The organism is Stenotrophomonas genospecies 5 (assembly GCF_054473825.1).
In genome coordinates, this window is sequence record NZ_JBTMUW010000001.1 from 2,480,147 (window position 1) to 2,506,479 (window position 26,333).

21 protein-coding genes and 1 tRNA gene are annotated in these 26,333 nt (G+C 67.6%); 16 read left to right on the forward strand and 6 right to left on the reverse strand.

What is annotated here, in order from left to right; genetic code table 11:
• Nucleotides 1-227: 227 nt before the first annotated feature.
• Both recG and ACX9OW_RS11415 read right to left on the reverse strand, forming a co-directional pair.
• Nucleotides 228-2,339, reverse strand: coding sequence for an ATP-dependent DNA helicase RecG (recG, locus tag ACX9OW_RS11410; RefSeq protein WP_459062285.1), 2,112 nt, complete (start codon nt 2,337-2,339; stop codon nt 228-230).
• Nucleotides 2,340-2,346: 7 nt separating this feature from the next.
• On the reverse strand, nt 2,347-2,733 hold the full coding sequence (locus tag ACX9OW_RS11415) for a RidA family protein (RefSeq protein WP_053519454.1): 387 nt from the start codon (nt 2,731-2,733) through the stop codon (nt 2,347-2,349).
• Nucleotides 2,734-2,930: 197 nt separating this feature from the next.
• Between ACX9OW_RS11415 and catB the strand changes: the two genes are divergently transcribed.
• The gene (gene catB / locus ACX9OW_RS11420; protein WP_111186780.1) at nt 2,931-3,563 is read left to right on the forward strand and encodes a type B chloramphenicol O-acetyltransferase; all 633 of its coding nucleotides are present in this window, start codon (nt 2,931-2,933) and stop codon (nt 3,561-3,563) included.
• Nucleotides 3,564-3,735: 172 nt separating this feature from the next.
• Here catB and ACX9OW_RS11425 read toward each other — a convergent pair whose 3' ends face one another.
• From ACX9OW_RS11425 to gmk, 3 genes are all read right to left on the reverse strand, one after another.
• Entirely contained in the window at nt 3,736-5,898 is a 2,163-nt protein-coding gene (locus ACX9OW_RS11425) for a RelA/SpoT family protein (RefSeq protein WP_053519455.1), read from the reverse strand.
• A gap of 106 nt (nt 5,899-6,004) precedes the next feature.
• Nucleotides 6,005-6,304, reverse strand: a complete 300-nt coding sequence (gene rpoZ / locus ACX9OW_RS11430; RefSeq protein WP_005410877.1) for a DNA-directed RNA polymerase subunit omega — start codon at nt 6,302-6,304, stop codon at nt 6,005-6,007.
• 110 nt (nt 6,305-6,414) lie between these two features.
• Nucleotides 6,415-7,080: a guanylate kinase gene (gmk, locus tag ACX9OW_RS11435; protein WP_459062286.1), complete on the reverse strand. Its 666-nt coding sequence runs from the start codon at nt 7,078-7,080 to the stop codon at nt 6,415-6,417.
• Between the two features lie 351 nt (nt 7,081-7,431).
• On the opposite strand from gmk, the gene fdnG reads away from it, so the two are divergent.
• The 8 genes from fdnG to selD all read left to right on the forward strand — a co-directional run bounded on the left by fdnG (nt 7,432) and on the right by selD (nt 17,925).
• Complete coding sequence (fdnG, locus tag ACX9OW_RS11440) at nt 7,432-10,500, forward strand: formate dehydrogenase-N subunit alpha (protein WP_459062287.1); 3,069 nt, start codon at nt 7,432-7,434, stop codon at nt 10,498-10,500.
• 10 nt (nt 10,501-10,510) lie between these two features.
• Complete coding sequence (gene fdxH, locus ACX9OW_RS11445; RefSeq protein WP_065181684.1) at nt 10,511-11,428, forward strand: formate dehydrogenase subunit beta; 918 nt, start codon at nt 10,511-10,513, stop codon at nt 11,426-11,428.
• Nucleotides 11,425-12,072 carry a formate dehydrogenase subunit gamma gene (locus ACX9OW_RS11450; RefSeq protein ID WP_164150895.1) on the forward strand — a complete coding sequence of 216 codons (648 nt, stop codon included), beginning with the start codon at nt 11,425-11,427 and terminating at the stop codon, nt 12,070-12,072. Before fdxH ends, ACX9OW_RS11450 begins: the two co-directional genes overlap by 4 nt.
• A 286-nt stretch (nt 12,073-12,358) precedes the next feature.
• On the forward strand, nt 12,359-13,342 hold the full coding sequence (gene fdhE, locus ACX9OW_RS11455; RefSeq protein ID WP_128988518.1) for a formate dehydrogenase accessory protein FdhE: 984 nt from the start codon (nt 12,359-12,361) through the stop codon (nt 13,340-13,342).
• A 4-nt stretch (nt 13,343-13,346) separates the two neighbouring features.
• The gene (selA, locus tag ACX9OW_RS11460) at nt 13,347-14,771 is read left to right on the forward strand and encodes an L-seryl-tRNA(Sec) selenium transferase (RefSeq protein ID WP_459062288.1); all 1,425 of its coding nucleotides are present in this window, start codon (nt 13,347-13,349) and stop codon (nt 14,769-14,771) included.
• Nucleotides 14,768-16,699, forward strand: a complete 1,932-nt coding sequence (gene selB / locus ACX9OW_RS11465) for a selenocysteine-specific translation elongation factor (protein WP_459062289.1) — start codon at nt 14,768-14,770, stop codon at nt 16,697-16,699. The genes selA and selB overlap by 4 nt, the downstream gene beginning before the upstream one ends.
• A gap of 24 nt (nt 16,700-16,723) precedes the next feature.
• Nucleotides 16,724-16,819 (forward strand) — tRNA-Sec (locus ACX9OW_RS11470).
• 26 nt (nt 16,820-16,845) lie between these two features.
• Nucleotides 16,846-17,925, forward strand: coding sequence for a selenide, water dikinase SelD (gene selD / locus ACX9OW_RS11475; protein WP_262100485.1), 1,080 nt, complete (start codon nt 16,846-16,848; stop codon nt 17,923-17,925).
• A gap of 33 nt (nt 17,926-17,958) precedes the next feature.
• Here the strand turns inward: selD and ACX9OW_RS11480 are convergent, their stop codons facing one another.
• Nucleotides 17,959-18,819 carry a YicC/YloC family endoribonuclease gene (locus ACX9OW_RS11480; protein WP_459062290.1) on the reverse strand — a complete coding sequence of 287 codons (861 nt, stop codon included), beginning with the start codon at nt 18,817-18,819 and terminating at the stop codon, nt 17,959-17,961.
• Nucleotides 18,820-18,942: 123 nt separating this feature from the next.
• On the opposite strand from ACX9OW_RS11480, the gene rph reads away from it, so the two are divergent.
• From rph to pepQ, 7 genes are all read left to right on the forward strand, one after another.
• A complete protein-coding gene (gene rph / locus ACX9OW_RS11485; RefSeq protein WP_459062291.1) occupies nt 18,943-19,668 on the forward strand; it encodes a ribonuclease PH in 726 nt (241 codons plus the stop codon).
• On the forward strand, nt 19,665-20,054 hold the full coding sequence (locus ACX9OW_RS11490) for a VOC family protein (protein WP_053519466.1): 390 nt from the start codon (nt 19,665-19,667) through the stop codon (nt 20,052-20,054). Before rph ends, ACX9OW_RS11490 begins: the two co-directional genes overlap by 4 nt.
• On the forward strand, nt 20,051-20,647 hold the full coding sequence (rdgB, locus tag ACX9OW_RS11495) for an RdgB/HAM1 family non-canonical purine NTP pyrophosphatase (protein WP_053519467.1): 597 nt from the start codon (nt 20,051-20,053) through the stop codon (nt 20,645-20,647). The genes ACX9OW_RS11490 and rdgB overlap by 4 nt, the downstream gene beginning before the upstream one ends.
• Before the next feature lie 56 nt (nt 20,648-20,703).
• A complete protein-coding gene (gene hemW, locus ACX9OW_RS11500) occupies nt 20,704-21,930 on the forward strand; it encodes a radical SAM family heme chaperone HemW (protein WP_065175727.1) in 1,227 nt (408 codons plus the stop codon).
• A 128-nt stretch (nt 21,931-22,058) separates the two neighbouring features.
• Nucleotides 22,059-24,329, forward strand: coding sequence for a DUF1631 family protein (locus ACX9OW_RS11505; RefSeq protein ID WP_459062292.1), 2,271 nt, complete (start codon nt 22,059-22,061; stop codon nt 24,327-24,329).
• Complete coding sequence (locus ACX9OW_RS11510) at nt 24,326-24,700, forward strand: PilZ domain-containing protein (RefSeq protein ID WP_065175725.1); 375 nt, start codon at nt 24,326-24,328, stop codon at nt 24,698-24,700. Before ACX9OW_RS11505 ends, ACX9OW_RS11510 begins: the two co-directional genes overlap by 4 nt.
• 75 nt (nt 24,701-24,775) lie before the next feature.
• Nucleotides 24,776-26,107: a Xaa-Pro dipeptidase gene (gene pepQ / locus ACX9OW_RS11515; RefSeq protein ID WP_065181689.1), complete on the forward strand. Its 1,332-nt coding sequence runs from the start codon at nt 24,776-24,778 to the stop codon at nt 26,105-26,107.
• Nucleotides 26,108-26,333 lie beyond the last annotated feature (226 nt).

The window sequence follows — 26,333 nt, forward strand, 5'->3', positions numbered from 1 at the left end:
CAACGGCAAACGCCAGAGCAACGGCAAAAGCTGGTTTTCTGGGGCATGGCGGGGTGGGTCCGCCTCCGACAGTTTCCCGCGGCCTGTCGGAACGGCATTTTGCTCTGCCAGGTGTCGACCTTGGTCGACACATCCACGCAATGCGTGGATGAACATGGAAATGATCGAAGGCGCTGTCTGTGGAGTCGAGCCATGCTCGACTCCCGCGCGCAGCGCACAGAGGTCGCTTAGGCCGAGGCGTAGCGCACGGCCGCGCCGATCCAGCGGTTGACCACGCGGTCGGCCAGTGCGGGCTGCTGCGCCAGCAGGCGCTCGGCCAGGTCATGCACGCCGGGCAGCAGGCCGGCGTCGCGTGCCAGATCGGCGATGCGGAAGCCGGCCAGGCCTGTCTGCCGCGTGCCAAGCAGTTCGCCCGGCCCGCGCAGTTCCAGGTCCTTCTCGGCGATGACGAAGCCATCGTTGGTTTCGCGCATGGTCTGCAGGCGCTCGCGCGCCATCTGCGAAAGCGGCGCCTGGTACAGCAGCACGCAGCGCGACACCGCCGAACCGCGGCCGACGCGACCGCGCAGCTGGTGCAGCTGGGCCAGGCCCAGACGCTCGGCGTTCTCGATCACCATCAGCGAGGCATTGGGCACGTCCACACCCACTTCGATCACCGTGGTCGCCACCAGCAGGTCGATGTCACCGGCCTTGAACGCGACCATGGTCGCCTGTTTCTCGGCGGCCTTCATCCGCCCGTGCACCAGCCCCACGCGCACGCCCGGCAGCAGCGCCTGCAGCGATTCGAAGGTGGCCTGTGCGGGCGTGGCATCCAGCTCTTCGCTTTCCTCGATCAGCGTGCACACCCAGTACACCTGCCGTCCTTCCGCGCAGGCCAAGGCAATGCGTTCGATCAGCTCCGGCCGGCGGTCGTTGTTCAGGGCCACGGTCTGCACCGGCGTACGGCCCGGTGGCAGTTCGTCGATGGCCGATACGTCCAGGTCCGCGTACTCGGACATCGCCAGCGTGCGCGGAATCGGCGTGGCGGTCATCACCAGCTGGTGCGGCACGCTGTTGCCGCCGGCGCCCTTGTCGCGCAGCGCTAGGCGCTGGTGCACGCCGAAGCGGTGCTGTTCGTCGACGATGGCCAGGGCGAGGTCCTGGAACACCACCGCCTCCTGCATCAGCGCGTGGGTACCGACCACCACCTGTGCTTCACCACTGGCGACCTGTTCCATCACCTTCGCGCGCGCCTTGCCGGTGACCTTGCCGGCCAGCCAGGCAATACGTACGCCCAGCGGTTCCAGCCAGCCGCGCAGGTTGTTGAGATGCTGTTCGGCCAGCAGTTCGGTGGGCGCGGCCAGCGCGACCTGCTTGCCCTGCTCTACCGCCAGCATGGCGGCCAGCGCGGCCACCACGGTCTTGCCGGAACCCACGTCGCCCTGCACCAGCCGCAGCATGGGACGAGGTCGCGCGAGGTCTTCGCGGATCTGCTTGAATACGCGCGCCTGCGCGCCGGTGAGGGCGAACGGCAGCTGCTTCAGCAGCGCCTTGGCCAGCGCACCGGGGCCGGCCAGCGGCGGCGCATGATGCGCCTGCAGCGCGATGCGCTGGCGACGCAGGCTGAGGTGGTGCGCCAGCAGTTCTTCCATCGCCAGCCGGCGCTGCGCCGGATGGGTGCCGGCGGCCAGCGCGGCCAGGTCGGCATCCGGTGGCGGCCGGTGCACCGTCAGCAGCGCACTGCGCAGCGACGGCAGGCCGAGGCCATCGAGCCAGCCGACGGGCAGCAGTTCCAGCGCGGCTTCTTCAGGCAGGCGATCCAGTGCCTGGCCGATCAGCCTGCGCATCGTCATCGGGCCCACACCTTCCACCGTGGGATACACCGGATCGAGGCGGTCGCCAAGTTCAGGATCATCGTTGCGCCCCAGCACCTGGTAGCTGGGATGAACGATTTCCAGGCCAAGGTGGCCCGGCTTGGGCGTTCCGAAACAGCGCAGGCGGTTGCCGACCGCGAACTGGCCGACCTGCTGCTGGCGGAAATGGAAGAAGCGCAGCACCAGGGTGCCCTGCCCCTCGTCCTCGACCGCCACCTTCAGCATCGGCCGGTAGCGCATGCCGCGCTCGACCGCGACGACGCGCACTTCCACCTGTGCCGGCACGCCGGATCGCAGGTCTTCGATGCGGGTCAGCCGGGTCCGGTCCTCATAGCGCAGCGGCAGGTGAAGCCAGAGATCCTGCAGGGTGGCCAGGCCACGCGCCTGCAGCTTGGCGGCCACGGCCGGACCCACGCCGGCGAGCATCGCCAGGGATGCTTCGCCGGACGGTGACAGGACCGGAGTGACCGCCGCCTTGCGTGCCACGGGGGCGTCAGTCGATGACCATCACCGCGTCGACCTCGAAGTTGGCGCCCTTCGGCAGGCCGGAGACTTCGATGGTGGAACGGGCCGGGAACGGAGCCTGGAAGTAGTCCTGCATGACCGCGTTGACCTTGGCGAACTCGCCCAGGTCGGTCAGGTACAGGCCAAGGCGCACGACCTGGTCCAGCGAACCGCCGGCAGCTTCGGCCACGGCCTTGAGGTTGTCGAACGCGCGGCGGGCCTGGGCTTCGACATCACCGGCACCGACGATGTCGCCGGTCGCCGGATCAAGCGGGATCTGGCCGGAGAAGTACACGGTGTTGCCGGCGCGCACGGCCTGCGAGTAAGGGCCGATGGCGGCAGGCGCCTTTTCGGTGTTGATGATCTGGCGGGACATGGTCGCTCCGGTGCATTTGGAAAACAGAGCGGCGATTGTAGCAACCCGGTAGCGCCGGGCCATGCCCGGCGACGTTTGGTTCATGCTGCGTGGCGCGCTCGCCGGGCATGGCCCGGCGCTACCGGTGCACCATCCACCCATGGTCTCCGGGCCGGGCGCATCCGTAGACTGGCTGCTGATTCCTGTGGGACCAAGCCATGGCAAACGTGTTCGACTCCCCCTTCAAGGGCAAGCTGCTGACCGAAATGGTCACCAACCCCAACATCCTCGTCGGCCGCTACAGCTACTACTCCGGCTATTACCACGGGCACGGCTTCGACGACTGCGCGCGCTACCTGCTGCCTGATCGCGACGACGTGGACAAGCTGATCATCGGCAGCTTCTGCTCGATAGGAAGCGGCGTCAGCTTCATCATGGCTGGCAACCAGGGCCACCGGCACGATTGGGCATCGACGTTTCCGTTCTTCTACATGCAGGAAGAGTCGGCCTTTGCCGCGGCCAATGACGCCTTCAGGCCGGCCGGTGACACCGTGATCGGCAACGACGTGTGGATCGGCGCCGAGGCGATGATCCTGCCGGGAGTGCGCATCGGCGATGGTGCCGTGATCGGTAGCCGGGCACTGGTGACCCGCGACGTGGCGCCCTACGCCATCGTGGGCGGCAACCCGGCCAAGGTGCTGCGCAGCCGGTTCGAAGCGGAGGACATCGCGCGGTTGCTGGAAATGGCGTGGTGGGAGTGGCCGCTGGCGCAGATCAAGGCGGCGATGCCGTTGCTGACCGCTGGGGATATCCCGGCGCTGCATGCGTATTGGCGCGAACAGGCGGCGTGATCCGACCTCGCGCATCGTGTGCACGGAATATCATCCACGCATGGCGTGGATCTACTTCAATCCGGGCCTGCGATGCGCCATCCGTAGAGCCGAGCCCATGCTCGGCTGCTTCAGGCAAGAGCAGCCGAGCGTGGGCTCGGCTCCACAAGAACCATCCACGCATGGCGTGGCTTTACTGGCGGCGCACCGACTGCACGACCGACAGGCGGCGCAGGCGCCGCATGACCTCGGCCAGGTGGTTGCGGTCGCGCACCTGGATGTTGAACGCCAGCACGGCAGCGTTGAAGTCGCGATCCAGATAATCCACGCGCTCGATGTTGGACTGGCTCTGCGCGATCGCGGCGGCAAGTTGGGCCAGCACGCCGGTGCCGTTCTCCACTTCCACCACCAGCGAGGTGTCGTAGTCACCGGAAACGGTGGTATCCCAGCCGATCAGCACCCAGCGCTCGGGCGACTTGCGCAGCTCGGCCAGGTTCGGGCAGTCCATGCGATGCACCACGATGCCCTTGCCGGCGGTGTGGTAGCCCATGATGTCGTCGCCGGGAATCGGCTGGCAGCAGCCCGCGAAGGTGACCACGCCGCGCTCGCTGCCATTGATCAGGATCTTCTCCTGCGAGTGGTGGCGCGAATGCGGGCCGCCACGCAGTTCCGCATAGGCCATCAGCGCCTGCGCGGCCTGGGTCGGCATCCAGTTGCCGAGCGCGACTTCGGCCAGCAGCGCCTCCAGGCGCGGGAAACGGTGTTCGGCCAGGAATGCATCCAGGCGCCCCTTCGGCAGCCGCTCCAGCGAGGAATCCATCGCCTCCAGCGCACGGTCAAGCATGCGGTGGCCCAGCTGCACGGCGTCCTCGTGCTCCAGCTGCTTGAGCTGGTGGCGGATCGCGGTGCGTGCCTTGCTGGTGACCACGAACTCCAGCCACTGCGGTTTGGGCGTGGCCGAACGCGCGGTGATGATCTCCACCGACTGCCCGGAGACCAGCTTGGTGCGCAACGGCACCAGCTTCTTGTCCACGCGCGAGGCCACCGCCATGTTGCCGACATCGGTATGCACGGCGTAAGCGAAATCGAGCGCGGTGGAATTGCGCGGCAGGGCCAGGATCTTCCCCTTCGGCGTGAACAGGTAGACCTCGTCCGGGAACAGGTCGACCTTCACGTTGTCGAGGAATTCCAGCGAGGAGCCGGCCGCGCGCTGCGAATCGATCAACTCGACGATCCACGCGTGGGCACGGCTCTGCGCGCTGTTGGGCGAATCGCCACCGAACTTGTAGGTCCAGTGTGCGGCCACGCCTCGCTCGGCAATCAGGTCCATTTCCTCGGTACGGATCTGCACCTCGATCGGCGAGCCATACGGTCCGAACAGCACGGTGTGCAGCGACTGGTAGCCGTTGGCCTTGGGAATGGCGATGAAGTCACGGAAGCGACCGTCCAGCGGCTTGAACGTGGCATGCACCGAGCCCAGTGCGTGATAGCAGGTGGGCACGCTGCGCACGACCAGGCGGAACCCGAACACGTCCATCACCTGGTCGAAGCTCTTGTTCTCGTCGCGCATCTTGTTGTAGATGCTCCACGGCGTCTTGATGCGGCTGACCAGGCGGTGTTCGATGCCCTCCTTCGCCAGTCGCTGCGAGAGCTGCACTTCCACCTGCGCCATCGCCTCGCGGCGCACCACCGGCTGGCTGCGGATGTGCTTTTCCAGGATCGCGTGGCGCCACGGATACAACGCCTTGAAGCCCAGGTTCTGCAGCTCGCTCTTGACCAGGCTCATGCCCAGCCGCTGCGCGATCGGCGCGTAGATCTCCAGCGTCTCGCGGGCGATGCGGCTCCTCGCTTCGCGGCTCTGGGCGCCCAGCGTACGCATGTTGTGCAGGCGGTCGGCCAGCTTGATCATGATCACGCGCAGGTCGCGCGACATCGCCAGCAGCATCTTGCGGAAGCTCTCCGCGGCAGCTTCCTGGCGGTCCCGGAACTTCAGCTTGTCCAGCTTGGTCACGCCATCGACGAGTTCGGCAACCGGCTCGCCGAACTCGGCGGCCAGCGCCTCGCGGGTCAGCGGCGTGTCCTCGATGGTGTCGTGCAGGATCGCGGCGATCAACGCTTCGACATCCAGGCCGAGCTCGGCCAGCACCTGCGCAACCGCCACAGGATGGGTGATATAGGGCTCGCCCGACTTGCGTGTCTGCCCAGCGTGCGCAGCGGCCCCGACTTCCCAGGCACGGCGCAGCAGCGGCAGCTGCTCCGGCGGCAGGTAATGGGCGGCGCGTTCAAGCTGGAGGACGTAGTCGGGTACGGCGGCAGTGGGGGCTGCGGCGACCTTGGCAGTGGGGCCTGGGTTCATGCCCGAAGCCTATTCCAGCGCGACGTTTACGGCAAATCCTGAATGCGAAACAGCCCGCACGGGGCGGGCTGTTCGGCGTGTCCAGCGATGACGTTGATCGATGCGATCAATCGTCGTTCTTGGACATGTCTTCATCGGCGACCACTTCCGCGGCGGCCCACTCCAGCGCTTCGCGCTCGGCGCGCTCACGCTCGGCCTTCTCGACTTCGTCGATCAGCGCGTTGTCGATCTTGCGGGCAGCGATCTCGCGCAGCGCCAGCACGGTCGGCTTGTCCTCGGTCTCGCTGTTGTCCAGCGTGGCCTGCACGCCATTGGCGAGCTGGCGGGCACGCTTGGAGGCCATCATGACCAGCTCGAAACGGTTGTTAACGACTTCCAGGCAATCTTCTACGGTGATGCGGGCCATACGGGCTCCCGGCGACCGGTCGGCCGCTCAGTCGAATGAGGGAAAGGGGACGGAGTGTACCGGCAGGGGCTGGACAAAATCAAGCCAACCCTCACCCGATTCTTTTGGAATCAGTCAGTTGCGCCCGGATCAGGGGTCAACAGGGCCTGGATCAGCCCGGCGTGGCGGACCTTCTGGGCCTCGCGGCGCAGGCGGCTGGCGGTGAAGATCGCGCACAGCTCGTCCACGGCGGTGTCGAACACCTCGTTGACGATGACGTAGTCGAACTCGTTGAAGTGCAGCATCTCGTCGCGGGCGGCGCCCAGGCGCTGGGCGATCACCGCCTCGCTGTCCTGCCCACGCTTGCGCATGCGGTCCTGCAGGGCCTGCTTGGACGGCGGCAGGATGAACACGGTGACCGTGCCCGGTACCAGCTGCCGGACCTGCTGCGCGCCCTGCCAGTCGATCTCCAGCAGCACATCCTGGCCGGCCGCCAGCTGCGGTTCCACCGACTGCCGCGCCGTGCCCTTCCAGTCTCCGTGCACCCATGCATGCTCGAAGAATTCGCCCGCAGCAATCATCTGCTCGAACTTCTCTGCGGTGACGAAGTGATAGTGCTCACCGTTCACTTCACCCGGTCGCATGGCCCGCGAAGTGAAGGAGATCGACAGGGCGATCTGCGGGTCGCGGGCCAGCGTCGCGTTGACGATGCTGCTCTTGCCGGCGCCTGAAGGGGCGGCAACGATGTACAGCGTGCCGCGCGCGATGGTGGCCGACGGGGTGGACGGGGCGCTCATGCACGGAACCCAACTGGTTGATTTCGCAAAATTTTTCCTCGATGTTCCAGACATGGCGCGGAGGATCGCGCCAGGACGGCGGGGACTGCGCGGAACATCCTGGAACCAGGCCCGGCAGACGGCTCCCCGGGGTGCGGGCACGCAACTTTACCAGAGCGGCCCCTCCCCGCGCCCGGCCACACCCGGCCGGCCTTGTGCCACATGGGCATGCGGGGGGCTGTGCTATAACCGGGGCATTGCGGTCGTTCCCGGAAAGACGCTCGCGGCATGCTGGCGGTTCTCCCCTTCGACGGCCGTACCCACCGACAGCCCGGAGGCCTGCACGCCTCCCCGCCATCCAAGGAGAACGGCATGCCCTCGATGAGTCGCCGCCAGTTCCTGAAGGTCACCGGGACAACCCTGGTGGGCTCCAGCCTGGCCCTGATGGGCTTCGCGCCCGGCATCGCGCTCGCGGAGGTGCGGCAGTACAAGCTGACCCGCGCCACCGAGACCCGCAACACCTGTACGTACTGTTCGGTGGCCTGCGGGATCCTGATGTACAGCCTCGGCGATGGCGCCAAGAACGCCGAGCCGAGCATCTTCCACATCGAGGGCGACCCGGACCATCCGGTCAACCGTGGCACGCTGTGCCCGAAGGGCGCCGGCCTGGCCGACATCATCCACAGCAAATCGCGCCTGCTCTACCCGGAATACCGTGCACCGGGTACGAACGAATGGAAGCGCCTGAGCTGGGACGACGCTCTGGACCGCATCGCGCGGCTGATGAAGGAAGACCGCGACGCCAACTTCGTGCAGAAGAACGAGGCGGGGCAGACGGTCAACCGCTGGCTGACCACCGGCATGCTGGCGGCCTCGGCCACCAGCAATGAAACCGCGGTATTGACCCACAAGGTCGTCCGCTCGCTTGGAATGCTCGCATTCGACAACCAGGCACGTGTCTGACACGGCCCGACGGTGGCAGGTCTTGCCCCGACGCTAGGCCGAGGTGCGATGACGAATCACTGGGTCGACATCAAGAATGCCGACCTGATCCTGATCATGGGTGGCAATGCCGCCGAGGCACACCCGTGCGGGTTCAAATGGGTGACCGAGGCCAAGGCATACAACAAGGCCCGCCTGATCGTCATCGATCCACGCTTCAACCGCTCGGCCGCGGTGGCCGATGTCTACGCGCCGATCCGCACCGGCACCGACATCGTGTTCCTGGGTGGCCTGATCAACTACCTGCTGGCCGAGGACCGCATCCAGCACGAGTACGTGCTGAACTACACCGACATGTCGTTCCTGGTGAAAGACGAATTCGCCTTCACCGACGGCCTGTACTCGGGCTATGACCCGCAGAAGCGCAGCTACGACCGCTCCAGCTGGGACTACCTGTATGGCGACGACGGTTACGTACGCAGCGACCCGACGCTGAAGGACCCGCGCTGCGTCTACAACCTGCTCAAGCAGCACTACGCACGCTATACCGTGGAGATGGTCGAACGCATCTGCGGTACGCCCGCCGACAGCATCCGCCAGATCTGGGACATGATCGCGTCCACCGCCGGCAAGGACAAGGCGATGACCATCCTGTACGCGCTGGGCTGGACGCAGCACTCCGTCGGTGCGCAGAACGTGCGCGCCGGCACGATGGTGCAGCTGCTGCTGGGCAACATCGGCGTGGCCGGCGGCGGCATGAACGCCCTGCGTGGGCATTCCAACATCCAGGGCCTGACCGACATCGGCCTGATGTCCGACCTGCTGCCGGGCTACCTGACACTGCCCAGGCAGGACGAGCAGGACTACAACGCCTACATCGCCAAGCGCACGCAGAAGCCGCTGCGCGCCAACCAGATGTCGTTCTGGCAGAACTACCCGAAGTTCCATGTCAGTCTGATGAAGTCGTGGTGGGGCGATGCCGCCACCGCCGACAACAACTGGTGCTTCGATCACCTGCCCAAGCTCGACAAGCCCTACGACATGCTGCAGGCCTACGAGCTGATGAACGAAGGCAGGATCCATGGCTACATCTGCCAGGGCTTCAACCCGCTGGCCTCGGCACCGAACAAGGGCAAGCTGATCAGCGCGTTCTCCAAGCTGAAGTTCATGGTCAGCATGGACCCGCTGGAAACCGAAACCATCGCCTTCTGGCAGAACCATGGCGCACTGAACGACGTCGACCCGAGCACGATCCAGACCGAAGTGTTCCGCCTGCCGACCACCTCGTTCGCCGAGGAGAACGGCGCGGTGGTGAACTCCTCGCGCTGGCTGCAATGGCACTGGAAGGGCGCCAACGCACCGGGCGAAGCGCGCAGCGACATCGAGATCATGTCCGAGCTGTTCCACCGCATCAAGGCGCTGTACGAGAAGGACGGCGGCGCGTGGTGGGAGCCGGTGCGCGACCTCGCCTGGAATTACGCCGACCCGAAACTGCCGACGCCGGAAGAACTGGCGATGGAGTACAACGGCAAGGCACTGGTGGACGTGTTCGATCCGAAGGACCCGACCCGGCTGGTGCGCAAGGCCGGCGAACAGCTGGCCGCGTTCGGCGACCTGCGCGACGACGGCAGCACGTCTTCCGGCTGCTGGATCTACATCGGTGCGTGGGGGCCGACCGGCAACATGATGGCACGGCGCGACAACAGCGATCCCACCGGTATCGGCAACACGCTGGGCTGGGCCTGGGCGTGGCCCGCCAACCGCCGCGTGATGTACAACCGCGCCTCGTGCGACGTCGCCGGGCAGCCGTTCGATCCACGACGCACCCTGCTCGCCTGGAACGGCAGGAACTGGGGCAACATCGACGTGCCCGACTTCAAGGCCGATGAAGACCCGGCCGGCGGGATGGGCCCGTTCATCATGAACCCCGAGGGCATCGCCCGCTTCTTCGCCAAGGCCGGCATGGCCGAAGGCCCGTTCCCGGAACACTACGAGCCCTTCGACACGCCGTTGCGCAGCAACCCGCTGAGCCCGGGCCAGGCGCTGACGCTGAACAATCCGGCCGCGCGCGTGTTCGACAGCGACCGCGCGCAGATCGGCTCGCCGGACGAGTTCCCGCACGTGGCCACCACCTACCGGCTGACCGAGCATTTCCACTTCTGGACCAAGCACGGCAAGCTCAACGCCATCATCCAGCCGGAGCAGTTCGTCGAGATCGGCGCAGCCCTGGCCGACGAGCTGGGCATCGGCAACGGCAGTCGCGTGCGGGTCAGCTCCAAGCGTGGCCACATCGAAGCCGTAGCGATGGTGACCAAGCGCATCAAGGCACTGCAGATCGATGGCAGGACGGTGCACCAGGTGGGCGTGCCGATCCACTGGGGCTTCCTGGGTGCTGCCAAGCCCGGTTACATCGCCAATACGCTGACCAACGCCATCGGTGACGGCAATTCGCAGACGCCTGAATCGAAGTGCATCCTGGTCAAGGTCGAGAAGGTGTAGGAGACACGCCATGTCACTGCAATCGCTGGACATCATCCGCCGCTCGGCCACCACCACGCCCTCGCCGCAGGCGCGCGGTGCCCACACCGGACAGGTCGCCAAACTGATCGACGTGAGCAAGTGCATCGGCTGCAAGGCCTGCCAGGTCGCCTGCATGGAGTGGAACGACCTGCGCGACGAGGTCGGCAGCTGCGTCGGCAGCTATGACAACCCGCCGGACCTGAGCGACCAGTCGTGGACGGTCATGAAGTTCCGCGAGTACGAGGACGAGAAGGGCAAGCTGGAGTGGCTGATCCGCAAGGAGGGCTGCATGCACTGCAGCGACCCGGGCTGCCTGAAAGCCTGCCCGTCGCCGGGCGCGATCATCCAGTACGCCAACGGCATCGTCGATTTCCAGGAGGAGAACTGCATCGGCTGCGGCTACTGCGTGACCGGCTGCCCGTTCGACGTGCCGCGGATCTCCAAGAAGGACCACAAGGCCTACAAGTGCACGCTGTGCTCGGACCGCGTGGCCGTGGGCCAGGAGCCGGCGTGCGTAAAGACCTGCCCGACCGGGGCGATCACGTTCGGCAGCAAGCAGGCGATGACCGAGCACGCCGCCGGCCGCGTCGAGGACCTGAAGTCACGCGGCTACGAGAATGCCGGGTTGTACGACCCGCAGGGCGTCGGTGGCACCCACGTGATGTACGTGCTGCAGCACGTGGACAAGCCCGAGCTGTACGCCGACCTGCCCAAGGACCCGCGCATCAGCCCCATGGTCGAGGTCTGGAAGGGGGTGGCCAAGCCGCTGGGCGTGCTGGCAATCGCCGCGACAGCCTTCGTGGGCTTCCTGCACTACATCGGCATCGGCCGCAACACGGTCAACGATGAGGAGGAAGAGCAGGCCGAGCACGAAGCAAAGAAGATCGAAGAGGAGCAGCGGCCATGAAGTACGCCCCGCATCCCCGCCAGATCGTGCGCTACCGCGCTCCGACCCGCATCAACCACTGGATCGTGGCGATCTGCTTCGTGCTGACCGCGCTGTCCGGCCTGGCCCTGTTCCACCCTGCGCTGTTCCCGTTGACGGCGCTGTTCGGTGGAGGGCCGTGGACACGCATCCTGCATCCCTTCGTCGGCCTGGCCATGGTGGTGGGCTTCGCCCTGCTCGCCTTGCGCATGTGGCGTGACAACCTGCCTACCGCCGATGACCGCGCATGGCTGCGCGGCATGCGCGAGGTGCTGCGCAACGAGGATGAGACACTGCCACCGGTCGGCCGCTTCAACGCCGGCCAGAAACTGCTGTTCTGGGCGATCATCGGCTGCCTTTCGGCGTTGCTGCTGACCGGCTTCGTGATCTGGCGGCAGTATTTCAGCCATCTGTTCCCGATCGGCGTGATCCGTTTTTCGGTGCTGGTGCACGCACTGTTTGGCTGGGTACTGGTGTGCGCCATCGTGGTGCACATCTATGCCGCGATCTGGATCAAGGGTTCGGTGCGCGCGATGACCCAGGGCAAGGTGACCTATGGGTGGGCCTACAAGCACCATCGGCAGTGGTTCAGGGACATCCTGCGCGGGCGGCGCGGAGAGGGGTAACGGCAGGGCCTGCGGCCCTGCACCCGCCGGATCAACGTCAACGTCAACGTCAACGTCAAAAGCAGGTTGCCGCCGGATGGCGGGATGGGTCCCGCTGCTGTTGGTGGGTGTCGACCTTGGTCGACACGATGAACACGGCAACAACCGATGGGGTCAACCGATGGGGTCAGATCCGTTTTTCTTTGGAAAACGGATCTGACCCCGACCTTTCAGGTGGCTGGCAGCACGCTGGACGCCAGCGTCGACAACGGCGAGGATGGAGGCTGGTTCTTCCGGCTGGCCCCGCATGGCGCAACGCATCCTTGAACCCGGTGAGATCGAGACGCTGGCCTCGCGCGATGTCCCGCGCATCATCCTGCCGGATATCGCCTCGCTGTTCGGCGGACGTGCGGACCGGTTGCGCAGCCTGGCAGGACGCAGTGCCATCGGTGGCTACCTGCAGCTGCTGGCGGCACTGGCCGATGCACAACAGGCGCTGCTGGACGAACTGACGCCGCAGCAACGCGAGGCGCTGCAGGCGCAGGCCCGCGCGCAGCAGTCGAGCGCGGCGGCCAGCGCCGGCATGCCATTGCGGCCCGCCAACACACTTCAGCTCGATGGCCGATGGCGCGACTGGTTGCGCGCGCTGTGCCGGCACTGCGCCGATGAAGCCGGACTGCCTGCGGAGACCCGACAGGAACTGCAACGGGTTGCCGCGGCCGCTGACGCCTGGCTGGATGCACAGGCGCATGCGGTGCTGGAGCGCGACGACGCACCGTCGCTGGACGCGGTCGCTGCCCTGCTGGTGATGAACGCGCTGCAGGTGTACTGGGCCGTACTCGCGGCCAGCTTCCGCCCCACCGACCTGAAACCGCTTGCCGATGCACCCGGGCTGTGCCCGCTGTGCGGCTCGTTGCCGGTGGCCAGTGTGGTGCAGGCGCGCCCACCCTACGCGTCCTACCGCTATCTGTCGTGCTCGCTGTGCGCCTGTCAGTGGCACTACGTGCGCGTGCAGTGCAGCCAATGCGGCGCGGCCGGCAAGGACATCGCCTATCGCGCGCTGGCCGAGGTCGACGGCGATGCAGGCGAGGTGGTGCGTGAAGGCGCGATCCGCGCCGAGACCTGCGATCACTGCCACAGCTACCGCAAGATTCTGTATCTGGAGAAGGATCCGGCGCTGGAGCCGGTCGCCGACGACCTCGGCACGCTGGCGCTGGATCTGTTGCTGGGCGAGGAAGGCTACATGCGCGCCAGCCAGAATCCGCTGCTCTGGCAGTCCGACGGCGACTGAACCGATGCCTCGCGTGCACGCCCCCACCGCCCCGGCCAGCGCCCTGCCCTCGCTGGACCGCCTGCTGCGCCTGCCGGCGTTGTCGACGCTGATCAGGGACCACGGCCGCAGCCGCATCGCCCATCTGCTGCGCGAGCACGTGCAGGGGTTGCGCGAGCGCAGCGGCTGCGGCCAGCTGTCACCGGAACAGCTGCAGCGGGCCGTCGCGGAACCCGGCGTGGTCGCGGCCCTGCAGTCGGCGCTGGCAGCCGATGCACGCCTGGATCTGCAGCCGGTATTCAACCTCACCGGCACGGTGCTGCATACGAATCTCGGCCGCGCGCTGTTGCCGGACGCCGCGGTACGCGCAGTGACCCGCGCGATGACGGCGCCGGTGGATCTGGAATTCGACATCGCCCTGGGCCGTCGGGGGGACCGCGATGCGCGCGTGCGGGCACTGGTCTGCGAACTGACCGGCGCCGAAGCGGCGACCGTGGTCAACAACAACGCCGCAGCAGTCCTGTTGCTGCTCAACAGCCTGGCCAATCGCCGCGAGGTAATCGTGTCGCGGGGCGAACTGGTGGAAATCGGCGGCGCCTTCCGAATTCCCGATGTAATGCGCAGCGCCGGTGCGCGGCTGCGCGAAGTGGGCACCACCAACCGCACCCATCCGGCCGACTTCGACAGCGCCATCGGCACGCGCACCGCGCTGCTGATGGAAGTGCACGCCAGCAACTACGCCATCACCGGCTTCACCGCCAAGGTCGATACTGCACGGATGGCATCGATCGCGCACGGGCACGGGCTGCCACTGGCGGTGGACCTTGGCAGTGGCAGCCTGTGCGACCTGTCTGCCCACGGTCTACCGCGCGAACCTACAGTGCAGGAAACGCTGGCGGGGGGCGCCGACCTCGTCTCGTTCAGCGGCGACAAGCTGCTCGGTGGACCGCAGGCCGGGATCATTGCCGGCCGCGCCGACCTCATCGCACGCATCAACTGCAATCCGCTCAAGCGCGCCCTTCGTATGGACAAGATGGGCCTGGCCGCGCTGGAAGCGGTACTGGCGCTGTACCGCGAACCGGAACTGCTGCCGCAGCGGCTGCCGACCCTGCGCACGCTGTCCCGCGAACAGGGAGACATCCATGCGCAGGCACAGCGCCTGCTGCCTTCCGTGCAGCAGGCGCTGGCCGCGCATTACGCGGTTGAAGCGGTGCCGATGTACAGCCAGGTCGGCAGTGGCGCGCAGCCACAGGCGCAACTGGCCAGCGCCGGCCTGCGCATCCGCGTCGCTGCAGCTGCCGGGTTGGACCGGCTGGCCAAGCGCCTGCGCGGCCTGCCACGGCCGGTGCTCGGGCGCATTGCCGAGGATGCGCTGTGGCTTGACCTGCGCGGGCTTGAGTACGGGGATGAGGCTGCTTTCCTCGCCCAGTGGAGCGCGCTGCAGGCATGATCGTCGGTACCGCCGGGCATATCGACCATGGCAAGACCAGCCTGGTGCGGGCACTGACCGGCATCGAAACCGATCGCCTGCAGGAAGAGCGCGCGCGCGGCATCTCCATAGAACTGGGGTATGCCTATGTGCCGGTGGAGGCCGCACGCGGAGAGGGGCCTCCGGCGATGCTGGGCTTCGTCGATGTGCCGGGTCACGAGCGCTTCGTGCACACGATGGTGGCCGGTGCCACCGGCATCGATGTGGCGCTGCTGGTGATCGCCGCCGATGACGGCGTGATGCCGCAGACCCGTGAGCATCTGTCGATCCTGCAGCTGCTGGGTGTGGACCGCGCTGCAGTGGCATTGACCAAGATCGACCGTGTGGATGCGGCGCGCATTGCCGAGGCCGAAGCGGAGATCGTTGCCCTGCTGGCCTGCACACCGCTGCAGGGGTCTGCAGTATTCGCCTGCAACAGCACCGACAGCGCGGATGCCGGCATCCATGCGCTGCGCGCCCACCTGCATGCGTGGGCCGCCGCTAACGACAGCCGCCAGACGGCCCAGCGCCGCAGCGAGCTGTTCCGCATGCCGGTGGATCGCGTGTTCTCGCTGGCCGGTCACGGCACACTGGTCACCGGCGCGGTACAGGGCGGCGTGGCCGCGGTCGGCGCGCATCTGCAGTTGATGCCGGCCGCCATCGACGTGCGTATCCGTAGCATCCATGCGCAGAACCAGGCCAGTGGACAGGCTGCCGCGGGACAGCGCTGTGCCCTGAACCTGGCCGCCATCGCCCGCGACGGCATCACCCGCGGCGACTGGATCGCCGATCCGCGCGCGCTGCAGGCCACCACCCGCGTCGACGTACGCCTTCGCCTTGCGGCACAGGTGCGGCCCCTGCGCGACTGGACACCGCTGCACATCCACTGGGGCACGATGCACCGGCAGGCCCATGTGGTGCTGCTGGAGGATGAAGACAGTGGCAACGGCCAGCTGGTGCAGCTGGTGTTCGATGCCCCGGTCTGCGCGATGTGCGGCGACCGCTTCATCGCCCGCGATTCGGCCGCAGCGCATACGCTGGGCGGCGGCACCGTGCTCGATCCCGATCCACCGCAACGACGTCGGCGCAGCCCGGCACGCCGGGCGTGGTTGGCAGCCCTTGAACAGCTCGCGGCCGGCGCCGGCGTCGGGCCGCTGCTGCAGCAGGCACCGGCCGGCATCGCGCTGGCCGCCCTGCAACGCTACTGCCGGCGTGAGGCCGCACAGATCGATCTCCCTGCAGATGCCCGGCGCATCGCCACCCGCGAGGACACGGTGATCATCTTCGCCTCACACTGGCAGGCGCTGCGCGAACAGGTGATCCGCTCGCTGCATGACTGGCACGAGCGACGGCCGGACGAGCCCGGTGTCGACAGCGGGCGCCTGCAGCGCAGCACCCTGCCCGCGCTCTCGACCAGTCTCTGGAACGCTCTGCTGCAGGACCTGTTCGACGATGGCGCGTTGCAGCGCGTGGGCGCGTGGTGGCGGCTGCCAGGCCACGACCATGCGCCGCCGGAACGCGAGCGCGCGCTTCTCGAACGCGTGCTCCCGCGTCTGGATGCCGGTGGTTTCGATCCGCCCTGGGTGCGCACGCTTGCGGCCGATCTCGGCTTCGCCGAGGAGGAGATGCGTGCGGTCCTGCGCCGCGCCGCCGCGCGCGGCGAGCTGTTCCAGGTGGTGCCGGACCTGTTCTACGCACCGGCCCGCATCGACGCGCTGGCGGCAACGGTCGCCCGGCTGTCACAGGCAACGGGCATGGTGGACGCGGCAGCATTCCGCGATGCCATCGGCCTGGGCCGCAAGCGCAGCATCCAGATCTTGGAGTTCTTCAATCGCGTTGGCTACACTCGACGCGTCGGTGACCAGCATCGGCCGCGCGGCGACCTGCAATGGAACACCGCCCACGGTTGACTGCACCGGTACCGCCGTACCTTCGGAAGGCATGCGCATCCGGGCATGCGGCTGGGCTTCAAACCCAGCAGGGGGCGTCGATCGCTCCCTGGTAGGTTCGACTCCTGCTGCCTTCCGCCATTCGTGTTCCTGCAGGAGATGCCGGCATGGCCTCGCATGTGCAGTCCCCACTCCCCCCGTCGGCCGAGGCTCCGCAGCGATTGACTTCGCTGGCCCACGGCGGCGGTTGTGGCTGCAAGATCGCACCCGGCGTGCTGGCCGAACTGCTGCGGGGCACCCCGGCGTTCCCTGCGCCGGCCGAACTGCTGGTCGGCCGCGAGACCAGTGACGATGCCGCGGTCTACCGGCTTGATGATCGCCAGGCGATCGTCGCCACCACCGACTTTTTCATGCCGATCGTCGATGACCCATTCGACTTCGGCCGCATCGCCGCCACCAATGCGCTGTCGGACCTGTATGCGATGGGCGCGCGGCCGCTGTTCGCACTGGCCATCGTCGGCATGCCCATCAATACGCTGCCACAGGACACGATCCGCGGCATCCTGCAGGGCGGCGAACGTGCCTGTGCCGACGCCGGCATCGTGGTGGCCGGGGGCCACAGCATCGACTCGGTGGAGCCGATCTATGGCCTGGCCGCGATCGGCGTGCTGGATCCGCAGCGGCTCAAGCGCAATGCCGATGCCCGCGCCGGCGATGTGCTGGTGCTGGGCAAGCCATTGGGCGTGGGCGTGTATTCGTCGGCGCTGAAGAAGGGCGTCCTCGATGCCGACGGTTACCGGCAGATGCTCGACTCCACCACCCGCCTGAATGCCGTGGGCGTACCGTTGGCGGCGTTGCACGGGGTGCATGCGATGACCGACGTCACCGGCTTCGGCCTGCTCGGCCATCTGCTGGAAGTGTGCCGCGCCAGTGGCGTGGCCGCCGAAGTGGATAGCACGCAGGTACCGCTGCTGCCACAGACACTTGCACTGCTGCAGCATGGCTGCGTTACCGGCGCATCCAACCGCAACTGGGCCTCGTATGGCGGCCAGGTGCATTTCGCCGAAGGCGTGGCCGCCCACTGGCAGCCACTGCTGACCGACCCGCAGACCAGCGGCGGCCTGCTCGTATCCTGCGCAGCGGACGCCGTGGATGCGGTGAAAGCCGTTTTTGCCGACGCCGGGTTTGCCCAGGCCGCGGTGATCGGCCACCTGCTGGCGGGGCCTGCCGGCGTCAGCGTGCGCTGAAACGATGAGGGCGCCCGAAGGCGCCCCGCAGCATCACTCGATGTTCTGCACCTGCTCGCGGATCTGGTCGATCAGCACCTTCAGCTCGACCGCGGCATTGGACGTGCGGCTGTCCACCGACTTCGAGCCCAGCGTGTTGGCTTCACGATTGAACTCCTGCAGCAGGAAGTCCAGGCGGCGGCCGACCGGCTCGCGCTGCGTGAGCACGCGGCGGATCTCGACGATGTGGCTCGACAGGCGGTCCAGCTCCTCATCCACATCCAGCTTCTGCAGCCACAGCACCAGCTCCTGCTCGGCGCGGCCGGGATCGACCGGATGCGGCAGATCGGCCAGGCGCGCAGCCAGCTTGGCACGCTGGCCATCACGGATGGCGGGAATCAGCGTGCGGACGTCACCCGCGATGCGCTCGATGCCATCCACGCGCTCGGCAATGGCCGCGGCGAGCTTGCCGCCCTCACGCTCGCGGGCTTCGACGAATCCGTCCAGCACCTGATCCAGCAAGGCCAGCGCCTCGACCTGCAGGGCCGCCGCATCGGTGGCCTCGCCCCGGGTCACACCCGGCAGCTGCAGCAGATCGGTGAAGCTCACCTGCAGGTTGGGAAAATCCGACGTCAGGCGGTGGGCCAGATGCCCGAGCTGGCCCAGCAGGGCCTCATCGACCTGCAGATTCCCCGCCGCGTCCGGCGCACGCAGTCGCAGCACCAGATCCAGCTTGCCGCGGCTCAGGCGCGCGGCGATGCGCTCGCGCAGCTGCGGCTCCAATGCCCGCAGCTCTTCAGGCAGGCGGGCGCCGACCTCCAGGAAGCGGTGGTTGACCGAGCGCAGCTCACAGCCCAGCGTGCCCCACGGGGTGACCCGCTCGCCACCCGCGTAGGCGGTCATGCTTCGAATCATGGAATGTGTCCGGTGCGTGCAAAGGGGGAATGGTACCCTAGCGCCCTCACCAGAGCCCCCCTGCCCGCCCCGTGAAGGTCGCGGGCATGGCGGCGTACTCCCCGCCCTTACGGAACCCGCATCATGTCCGATTCCCGCCCCAGTGGCCGCCAGCCCGACCAGCTCCGCCCGGTCGTCATCCAACGCGGCTTCACCCGCCACGCCGAAGGCTCGGTACTGGTGTGCTTCGGTGAAACCCGCGTGCTGTGCACGGCCAGCGTCGAGAACCGGGTTCCGGGCTTCCTGCGCGGCAAGGGCGAAGGCTGGGTGACCGCCGAGTACGGCATGCTGCCGCGCGCCACCCACACCCGCAGCGACCGTGAAGCGGCGCGTGGCAAGCAGGGCGGCCGCACGCTGGAGATCCAGCGCCTGATCGGCCGCAGCCTGCGCGCCTGCGTGGACCGCAATGCCCTCGGCGAACGCACCATCACCCTGGACTGCGACGTGCTGCAGGCCGACGGCGGCACCCGCACCGCGGCCATCACCGGTGCCTACGTGGCCCTGGTCGACGCCGTGAACGTGCTGATCAAGCGCGGCGAGATCAAGCGCAACCCGATCCTGGGTGCGGTGGCAGCGGTGTCGGTGGGCGTTTACCGCGGCACTCCGGTGCTGGACCTGGACTATGCCGAAGACAGCCACTGCGACACCGACATGAACGTGGTGATGAACGATGGCGGTGGCTTCATCGAGCTGCAGGGCACTGCCGAAGGCCATGCCTTCCGCCGCGATGAACTGGACGCGCTGCTGGGACTGGCCGAAAAGGGCGTGAACGAACTGCTGGCCGCACAGCAGGCGGCGCTGTCGGCATGAACCGGCGCCTTGCCCTTACCACCCTGGTGGTGGCCGACTATGACGAGGCCATCGCCTGGTATACCGGCAAGCTCGGCTTCGCACTGCTGGAGGACATCGACCAGGGCCACAAGCGATGGGTCGTGGTCGGACCGACCGACGGCAGCGCCGCTGCCCTGCTGCTGGCGCGCGCCAGCAACGAGGAACAGCGCAGCCGCATCGGCAACCAGACCGGTGGGCGCGTTGCGTTCTTCCTCAACACCGACGACTTCCACCGCGACCATGCGGCGATGCTGGCCGCCGGGGTGGAGTTCCTGGAATCGCCGCGCGAAGAACCCTATGCAACGGTCGCGGTCTTCCGCGATCTGTATGGCAACACCTGGGACCTGCTGGAGCCCCGTCAATGAAGAAACTGGTACTGGCCAGCCACAACGCCGGCAAGCTGGTGGAGATGCAGGAGATCCTTGCCGACCTGCCGCTGCAGATCACCTCGGCCGCCGAACTGGGCCTGGGCGACGTCGACGAGACCGGCCTGACCTTCGTCGAGAACGCGCTGCTGAAGGCGCGCGCGGCCTGCGAAGCGACCGGCCTGCCGGCGCTGGCGGATGATTCGGGGCTGATCGTCGATGCGCTCGGCGGCGCACCCGGCCTGTACAGCGCGCGCTATGCCGGCCACCCGACCAATGCCGCCGCCAACAACGCCAAGCTGCTGGACGCGATGGCCGACATCCCCGATGGCCAGCGCAGCGCCCGCTTCTATGCGGTGATCGTGCTGCTGCGCCACGCCACCGACCCGCAACCGCTGATCTGCGAGGGCCGCTGGGAAGGGCAGATCATCCGCGAACTGCGTGGCACGAACGGTTTTGGCTACAACCCGGTATTCCTGGACACCACCCACGGCCTGACCGCTGCGGAAATGGAGCCGGCCCTGAAGAACGCCATCAGCCACCGTGCCATTGCCCTGCAGCAGCTCAAGCAGCAGCTGGCGACGCTGTACTGAAGCCATCCGATCGAACCAGGGAAGCCGGCCAACGGCCGGCACTACCGATGAAGCCCATGCCGCACGCCCACGACCACTGCAACCACCTGCCCGGCGAAGCCTGCTCCGCTGACCACGACAGCCCACCGCGACTGGTGCCACCGCCGCTGTCGTTGTACGTGCACCTGCCGTGGTGCGTGCGCAAATGCCCGTACTGCGATTTCAACTCGCACCAAGCCAAGGGCGAGCTGCCGTTCGACGCCTACATCGATGCACTGCTGCGCGACCTGGACCAGGACCTGCCGCTGGTCTGGGGCCGGGTGGTGCACAGCGTGTTCTTCGGTGGTGGCACGCCCAGCCTGTTCCCGCCGGAGGCGATCGATCGCTTCCTGCAGCAGGCCAGCGCCCGTCTGCGCTTCGCACCGAACGCCGAGATCACGCTGGAAACCAATCCCGGCACCGCCGAGCATGGCCGCTTCGACCGCTACCGCGCGGCCGGCGTGAACCGCCTGAGCTTCGGCATCCAGAGCTTCGACGACGACGCGCTGAAGCGGCTGGGCCGCATCCACGACAGTGGCGAAGCCGAGCGTGCGGTGAAGATGGCCCAGGATGCGGGGTACGACAACTTCAACATCGACCTGATGTACGCACTGCCCGAGCAGACGCTGGCCGGTGCCGAATCGGACCTCGAGCGCGCCTTTGCACTGCAGCCGGCGCACATCTCGCACTACCAGCTGACCCTGGAACCGAACACGGTGTTCTTCGCGCGCCCACCGCAGGGCATTCCCGATGAAGACAACGCCTGGGACATGCAGGAACACTGCCAGGCGCTGCTGGCGCAGGCCGGCTTCGGCCAGTACGAGGTCAGCGCCTACGCGCGCCCCGGCCGGCAGAGCGCGCACAATCTGAACTACTGGCGCTTCGGCGATTACCTGGGCATCGGCGCCGGTGCACACGGCAAGATCAGTTCCGGCGCCGAAGAGCACGTGCTGCGGCGCTGGAAGCTCAAGCATCCGCAGGCCTACCTGGACAGCGCTGGCACCCCGGCGTCGTTCGGTGGCGATGACGTGATCACGCCCGCGCGGCTTCCGTTCGAGTACATGCTCAACCTGCTGCGCCTGCACGAGGGCTTCAGCCTGCGTGATTTTGAATCGCGCACCGGCCTGCCGCGCAGCGTGCTCGACGCACCGCTGGCCGAGGCCGTGCAGCGCGGCTGGCTGGAGACGGCCGATGGCCAGGTCCGCCCGACCGAACTGGGCCGCCGTTTCACCAATGATGTGGTGAGCCTGTTCCTGGACGAATGAGCGCCCCGTCGCATCCGCCGGGCATGGCCCGGCGTGCAGCGTGTGCATTCACCCTAAAGTAGCGCCGGCCTCGGCCGACACGGTAAATTCACAGGATCGCTCCGCGGGAATCCGGGTACCGCACGCCGATGTCAGCTGTCTTCTCCCTCTCCGCCACCGACGCTGCCCGCCTGGCCAGCACCGACCTGCCACCGCGGGTACGTGAACTGCTGGGGGCGTTGACCGGCCTGTGCCGGCAGGCACTGACCGCGCCGCTGATCCTGACCGTCGAAGCGGTGGAACAACTCCTGTTGCACGATGCCGACCGCGCGCGCAGTCCGCAGCAGCAGGCTGAACTGATGGCGCAGCGTAGCCAACTGCATGCCTTCGCCGGCCACTTCAGCGAGCGCATGCTCGATGCGGTGGCCGAGGCACTGGCGCGGCTGCGCGAACCGACCGCCTTCACGGCAGCAGCACCACCGCCCGCACTGCCGGGCACGATCGGCCTGTCGCTGGTCGACGAGCACGAGGTCGACCGCGACCTGCTGCTCACCGAAATGGTCCGGCGCGAGACGCAGCGCTCGGCCAACGCCCTGAACCTGCTCGGCCAGCGCCTGGGCGTGCTGGCTGCGGCGCCTGCGTTCGAAGCCGATACCCTTCCGCTGGCACCGCAGGCGCTGTGCGCGATGGTGCGCAGGGTCGCCGAACAGGATGGCCTCGGGGCAGAGGTGCAGCTGGCGCTGTATCGCAGTTTCGAGCGCCAGGTGCTGGAACGCCTGGGCGACCTGCTTGATCGGGCCAATGCCCTGCTCGCCCAGCAAGGCGTGCTGCCGGGCCTGGTCTACACCCCGTATCTGGCCCGCTCGTCGAGTACGCGAAGGATCATCACCCAGTCCGTCGCTGGCGGCCGTGCCACGCAGCCAGCCAGGCGCGCGGCGGCCCCCATGACCGGCTGGGGCGAGAACCTGCCTGCCGGCTCCTGGTCGACCCTGATGCAGGATGCCTTCCAGTCCGGTTCCGCATCCGCTGCAGCGACCCCCGGGCTGACCACCGCCACCGGCACCCTGCTGCACGACCTGCTGCAGCGCGCGCGTACCACGCCGGCGGCAGACGCGCCTGCGGTACCGACTGCTGCCGTCGATGCGGTATTGGCAAGGCTGCAAAACCAGGCCAGCGCCGCTACCGGTGTGGTCGACCTGCAGGCCGCCGTGGTCGCGCAGCTGCGCAGCGAGCATGGCCCGCATGCGCAGATCGGCAGCCATGATCGCGACAACCTGGACCTGCTGCGCCTGTTGATGCAGCAGATCCAGCAGCAGCAGCGCCCGGACCCGGTGCCCGCCGCCCTGCTGGCGCGCCTGCAGGTACCGTTGGCACGTGCAGCGATGGCCGATCCGGGCTTCTTCGTACGCGACGAGCATCCTGCGCGCGAGCTGCTCAACCATATCGCCGAAGCCGGTGCCCGCTGGCTGGGGGACGACGACGTCGATCCGCAGTTTCTGCAGCGCATGGCACAGAGCGTGCAGAGCCTGCTCGGCGAGGATGCACGCACGCCGGAAGCCTTCGCTGCTGCCAACGAAGAGGTGCAGCAGCACCAGCGCGCGGCCGCCCATCGCGCCGAACTGGCCGAACGCCGCCACGTCGAAGCCGCGCGCGGCAGGGAGCGCCTGGAACTCGCGCGGCGCCAGGCCAGCGCCCAGATCGAGCAGTGCTGCAGCACGCAGCAGCCGCCGCGCTTCGTCCAGACCCTGCTGCGCCAGGCCTGGTCCGACGCGCTGATCCTGACCCGGCTGCGCCATGGCGAGGACTCGCCCCAGTGGCAGGAGCGGCTGCAGCAGACCGAGCGCATCGCGGCCGTTACTGCAACCGCCGCCAACGGCGTCGATGGCACCGATGGCGCCTTGGCCGCCGATGTGGAGGCCGCGCTGCTGCAGGTGGGCTATCACGCCGAGGAAGCCTCAGCGGTGGCCCGTCGCCTGGCCACACCCGGGGGCGAGGACGACAGCACGTCGCGTACCGAACTCAGCGCGCGGCTGAAGGCCCGCGCCCGGCTGGGCGAGCACACCGACAGCCGCAGTGCGTCCGCCCCTGCCGCGCCACGCAGCAGTGCGGAGGAGGCCGCCTACGAACAGCTGTGCTCCCTGCCCTTCGGCAGCTGGTTCGACATCGACAACGGCGATGGCACGCTTCGCCGCCAGCGCCTGTCCTGGTACAGCCTGCTGACCGGCCATGTGCTGTTCGTCAATCCGCGCGGGCAGAAGATTGCCGAAACCGACCTCGACAGCCTGGCGCGGCAGATCAGCGCTGGGCGTGCGCATCTGGTCACCGAAGACAAGGGCCGGCTGGTCGACCGCGCCTGGAAGGCCAGCCTGGGCGCCCTGCGTGCGCTTGCCGGCCGCAACCCGCAGGACACCCCCGCATGAGCATGACGCCGCCGCAGGACACCCGCCGCGCCCCCCGACGCCAGGTGTCGGACCTGGTGCCGGTGACCGACCAGATGCGCGACTGCGTGGTCGGTCGCCTTGGCAATGTGTCCGAAACCGGCATGCTGATGCTGGCCAGCACTGCGCTGCGCGACGACGCGCTGTATCAGTTCCGCTTCCCGCTGCCGCTGGGCGATGGCCAGCAGGCAGCCATCGACGTGGGCGTGCACCTGTTGTGGAGCGAGCCGGCGCACGCCCCGGGACAGAGCTGGGTGGGCTTCCGGTTCCTCACCCTGTCACGCGAACACCGCCAGCTGCTGCGGCAGTGGGTAGGCGAAGACAGCGACGAAGGACCGCTTTCGACGGACTGACTGCCGGTTCCGGCACAGCGGTTTCTGCCGGTATGCGGCAGAATCTAGGGCCGTTTTCCGTGTCGAGCCACCGCAATGATCCAGCAAGACCCCGGCGCCCTGTATCCCGATCACCTGGCCGTGCTGTGCCGACGCGCCGAGCAGGCGCTGGCGCGCGGCGGCTTTGATCACCTCGTGGTGCCCAGCGGCACCCTGCACTACCAGGTGTTTGATGATCGCGACTATCCCTATGCGGTGAATCCGCAGTTCAAGGCATGGTTGCCGCTGACGCGCGTGCCCAACAGCTGGATCGTGTTTACGCCCGGCAAGCGGCCGGTGGTGATCTTCCATCAGCCGTTCGATTACTGGCACGTAGTGCCGGACGCGCCGAGCGGCTGGTGGGTGGAGCACTTCGACATCCACATCATCCGCACGCCGGATGAAGCGCTGGCGTTGCTGCCGGCCGATCCGTCGCGCTGCGCGATCCTGGGTGAGCCGCAGAGCGCACTGGGCAGCCACGTGCCGAACAATCCTCCGGCGGTGGTGAATTACCTGGAATGGCACCGTGGCAGCAAGACGCCCTACGAGATCGCCCTGATGCGCCAGGCACAGGTGCTGGGCGTGCGCGGCCATCGCGCCGCCGAAGCCGCGTTCCGCAACGGTGCCGACGAATTCAGCATCCACATGGCGTACTGCCAGGCGGTGGGCCAGGACGCCAATGAACTGCCCTACGGCAACATCGTGGCGCTGAACGAGCACGCCGCCGTTCTGCACTACACCGAACTGGGCCGCAAGGCACCGCAGCCGCTGCGCAGCTTCCTCATCGATGCCGGCGCCAGCGCGCACGGCTACGCCAGCGACATCACCCGTACCTACGCGGCGCACGGCCACGACGAATTCGCTGCGATGATTGCTGCCGTCGATGCCGCCCAGCAGCAGATGTGCGCGGCGGTGCGCCCGGGCGTTGATTACAGGACGCTGCACGTGGACGCGCATCTGTCGCTGATGGGCGTTCTGAAGGACTTCGGCGTCATCAGGGTATCGCCGCAGACCGCGCTGGAAACCGGCGTCAGCGCCGCATTCTTCCCGCACGGCATCGGCCATCTGATCGGCCTGCAGGTGCATGACGTGGCCGGATTCGCCGCCAGCGACGAAGGCGGCCGGATCGAACGTCCGGCGGGTCATCCCTACCTGCGTCTGACCCGCGTGCTGGAACCGGGGATGGTGGTGACCATCGAGCCGGGCCTGTACTTCATCGACATGCTGTTGAACGAGGTCAAGGACGCCGGCCATGGCGATGCGATCAACTGGGAGCGCGTGGACTTCTTCCGTCCGTATGGCGGCATCCGCATCGAGGACGAAGTGCTGTGCACCGATGGCGAAGCGGACAACCTGACGCGACCGGAGTTTGCGGCAGCCAACGGCTGAGCCCCTCGTGGTTGGATGCTGAATCAAAAGCCGCGCTTGGCGGGGCGGGTGGGCCATGCAGGGGACGCTGCAAGCACGTCCCTGTAAGCTCGATGGCGCCATCCATGGCGCCAACGCCCCTGCATGGCCCACCCGCCCCACCCTTGACAGTTTCCTGCCGCGTCCAACCACGGAAAAGAAAAAAGAAAAGCAGAAGCGGGTCGCTCGCTGCGCTCGCTCCGTGTCG

What these genes read in the sequence shown, in the direction of transcription:
- ACX9OW_RS11415 (WP_053519454.1), bottom strand. Translation starts at nt 2,733, where the DNA reads ATGTCCCGCCAGATCATCAACACCGAAAAGGCGCCTGCCGCCATCGGC.
- catB (WP_111186780.1), top strand. Translation starts at nt 2,931, where the DNA reads ATGGCAAACGTGTTCGACTCCCCCTTCAAGGGCAAGCTGCTGACCGAA.
- ACX9OW_RS11425 (WP_053519455.1), bottom strand. Translation starts at nt 5,898, where the DNA reads ATGAACCCAGGCCCCACTGCCAAGGTCGCCGCAGCCCCCACTGCCGCC.
- rpoZ (WP_005410877.1), bottom strand. Translation starts at nt 6,304, where the DNA reads ATGGCCCGCATCACCGTAGAAGATTGCCTGGAAGTCGTTAACAACCGT.
- gmk (WP_459062286.1), bottom strand. Translation starts at nt 7,080, where the DNA reads ATGAGCGCCCCGTCCACCCCGTCGGCCACCATCGCGCGCGGCACGCTG.
- fdxH (WP_065181684.1), top strand. Translation starts at nt 10,511, where the DNA reads ATGTCACTGCAATCGCTGGACATCATCCGCCGCTCGGCCACCACCACG.
- ACX9OW_RS11450 (WP_164150895.1), top strand. Translation starts at nt 11,425, where the DNA reads ATGAAGTACGCCCCGCATCCCCGCCAGATCGTGCGCTACCGCGCTCCG.
- fdhE (WP_128988518.1), top strand. Translation starts at nt 12,359, where the DNA reads ATGGCGCAACGCATCCTTGAACCCGGTGAGATCGAGACGCTGGCCTCG.
- selA (WP_459062288.1), top strand. Translation starts at nt 13,347, where the DNA reads ATGCCTCGCGTGCACGCCCCCACCGCCCCGGCCAGCGCCCTGCCCTCG.
- selB (WP_459062289.1), top strand. Translation starts at nt 14,768, where the DNA reads ATGATCGTCGGTACCGCCGGGCATATCGACCATGGCAAGACCAGCCTG.
- selD (WP_262100485.1), top strand. Translation starts at nt 16,846, where the DNA reads ATGGCCTCGCATGTGCAGTCCCCACTCCCCCCGTCGGCCGAGGCTCCG.
- ACX9OW_RS11480 (WP_459062290.1), bottom strand. Translation starts at nt 18,819, where the DNA reads ATGATTCGAAGCATGACCGCCTACGCGGGTGGCGAGCGGGTCACCCCG.
- rph (WP_459062291.1), top strand. Translation starts at nt 18,943, where the DNA reads ATGTCCGATTCCCGCCCCAGTGGCCGCCAGCCCGACCAGCTCCGCCCG.
- ACX9OW_RS11490 (WP_053519466.1), top strand. Translation starts at nt 19,665, where the DNA reads ATGAACCGGCGCCTTGCCCTTACCACCCTGGTGGTGGCCGACTATGAC.
- rdgB (WP_053519467.1), top strand. Translation starts at nt 20,051, where the DNA reads ATGAAGAAACTGGTACTGGCCAGCCACAACGCCGGCAAGCTGGTGGAG.
- hemW (WP_065175727.1), top strand. Translation starts at nt 20,704, where the DNA reads ATGCCGCACGCCCACGACCACTGCAACCACCTGCCCGGCGAAGCCTGC.
- ACX9OW_RS11505 (WP_459062292.1), top strand. Translation starts at nt 22,059, where the DNA reads ATGTCAGCTGTCTTCTCCCTCTCCGCCACCGACGCTGCCCGCCTGGCC.
- ACX9OW_RS11510 (WP_065175725.1), top strand. Translation starts at nt 24,326, where the DNA reads ATGAGCATGACGCCGCCGCAGGACACCCGCCGCGCCCCCCGACGCCAG.
- pepQ (WP_065181689.1), top strand. Translation starts at nt 24,776, where the DNA reads ATGATCCAGCAAGACCCCGGCGCCCTGTATCCCGATCACCTGGCCGTG.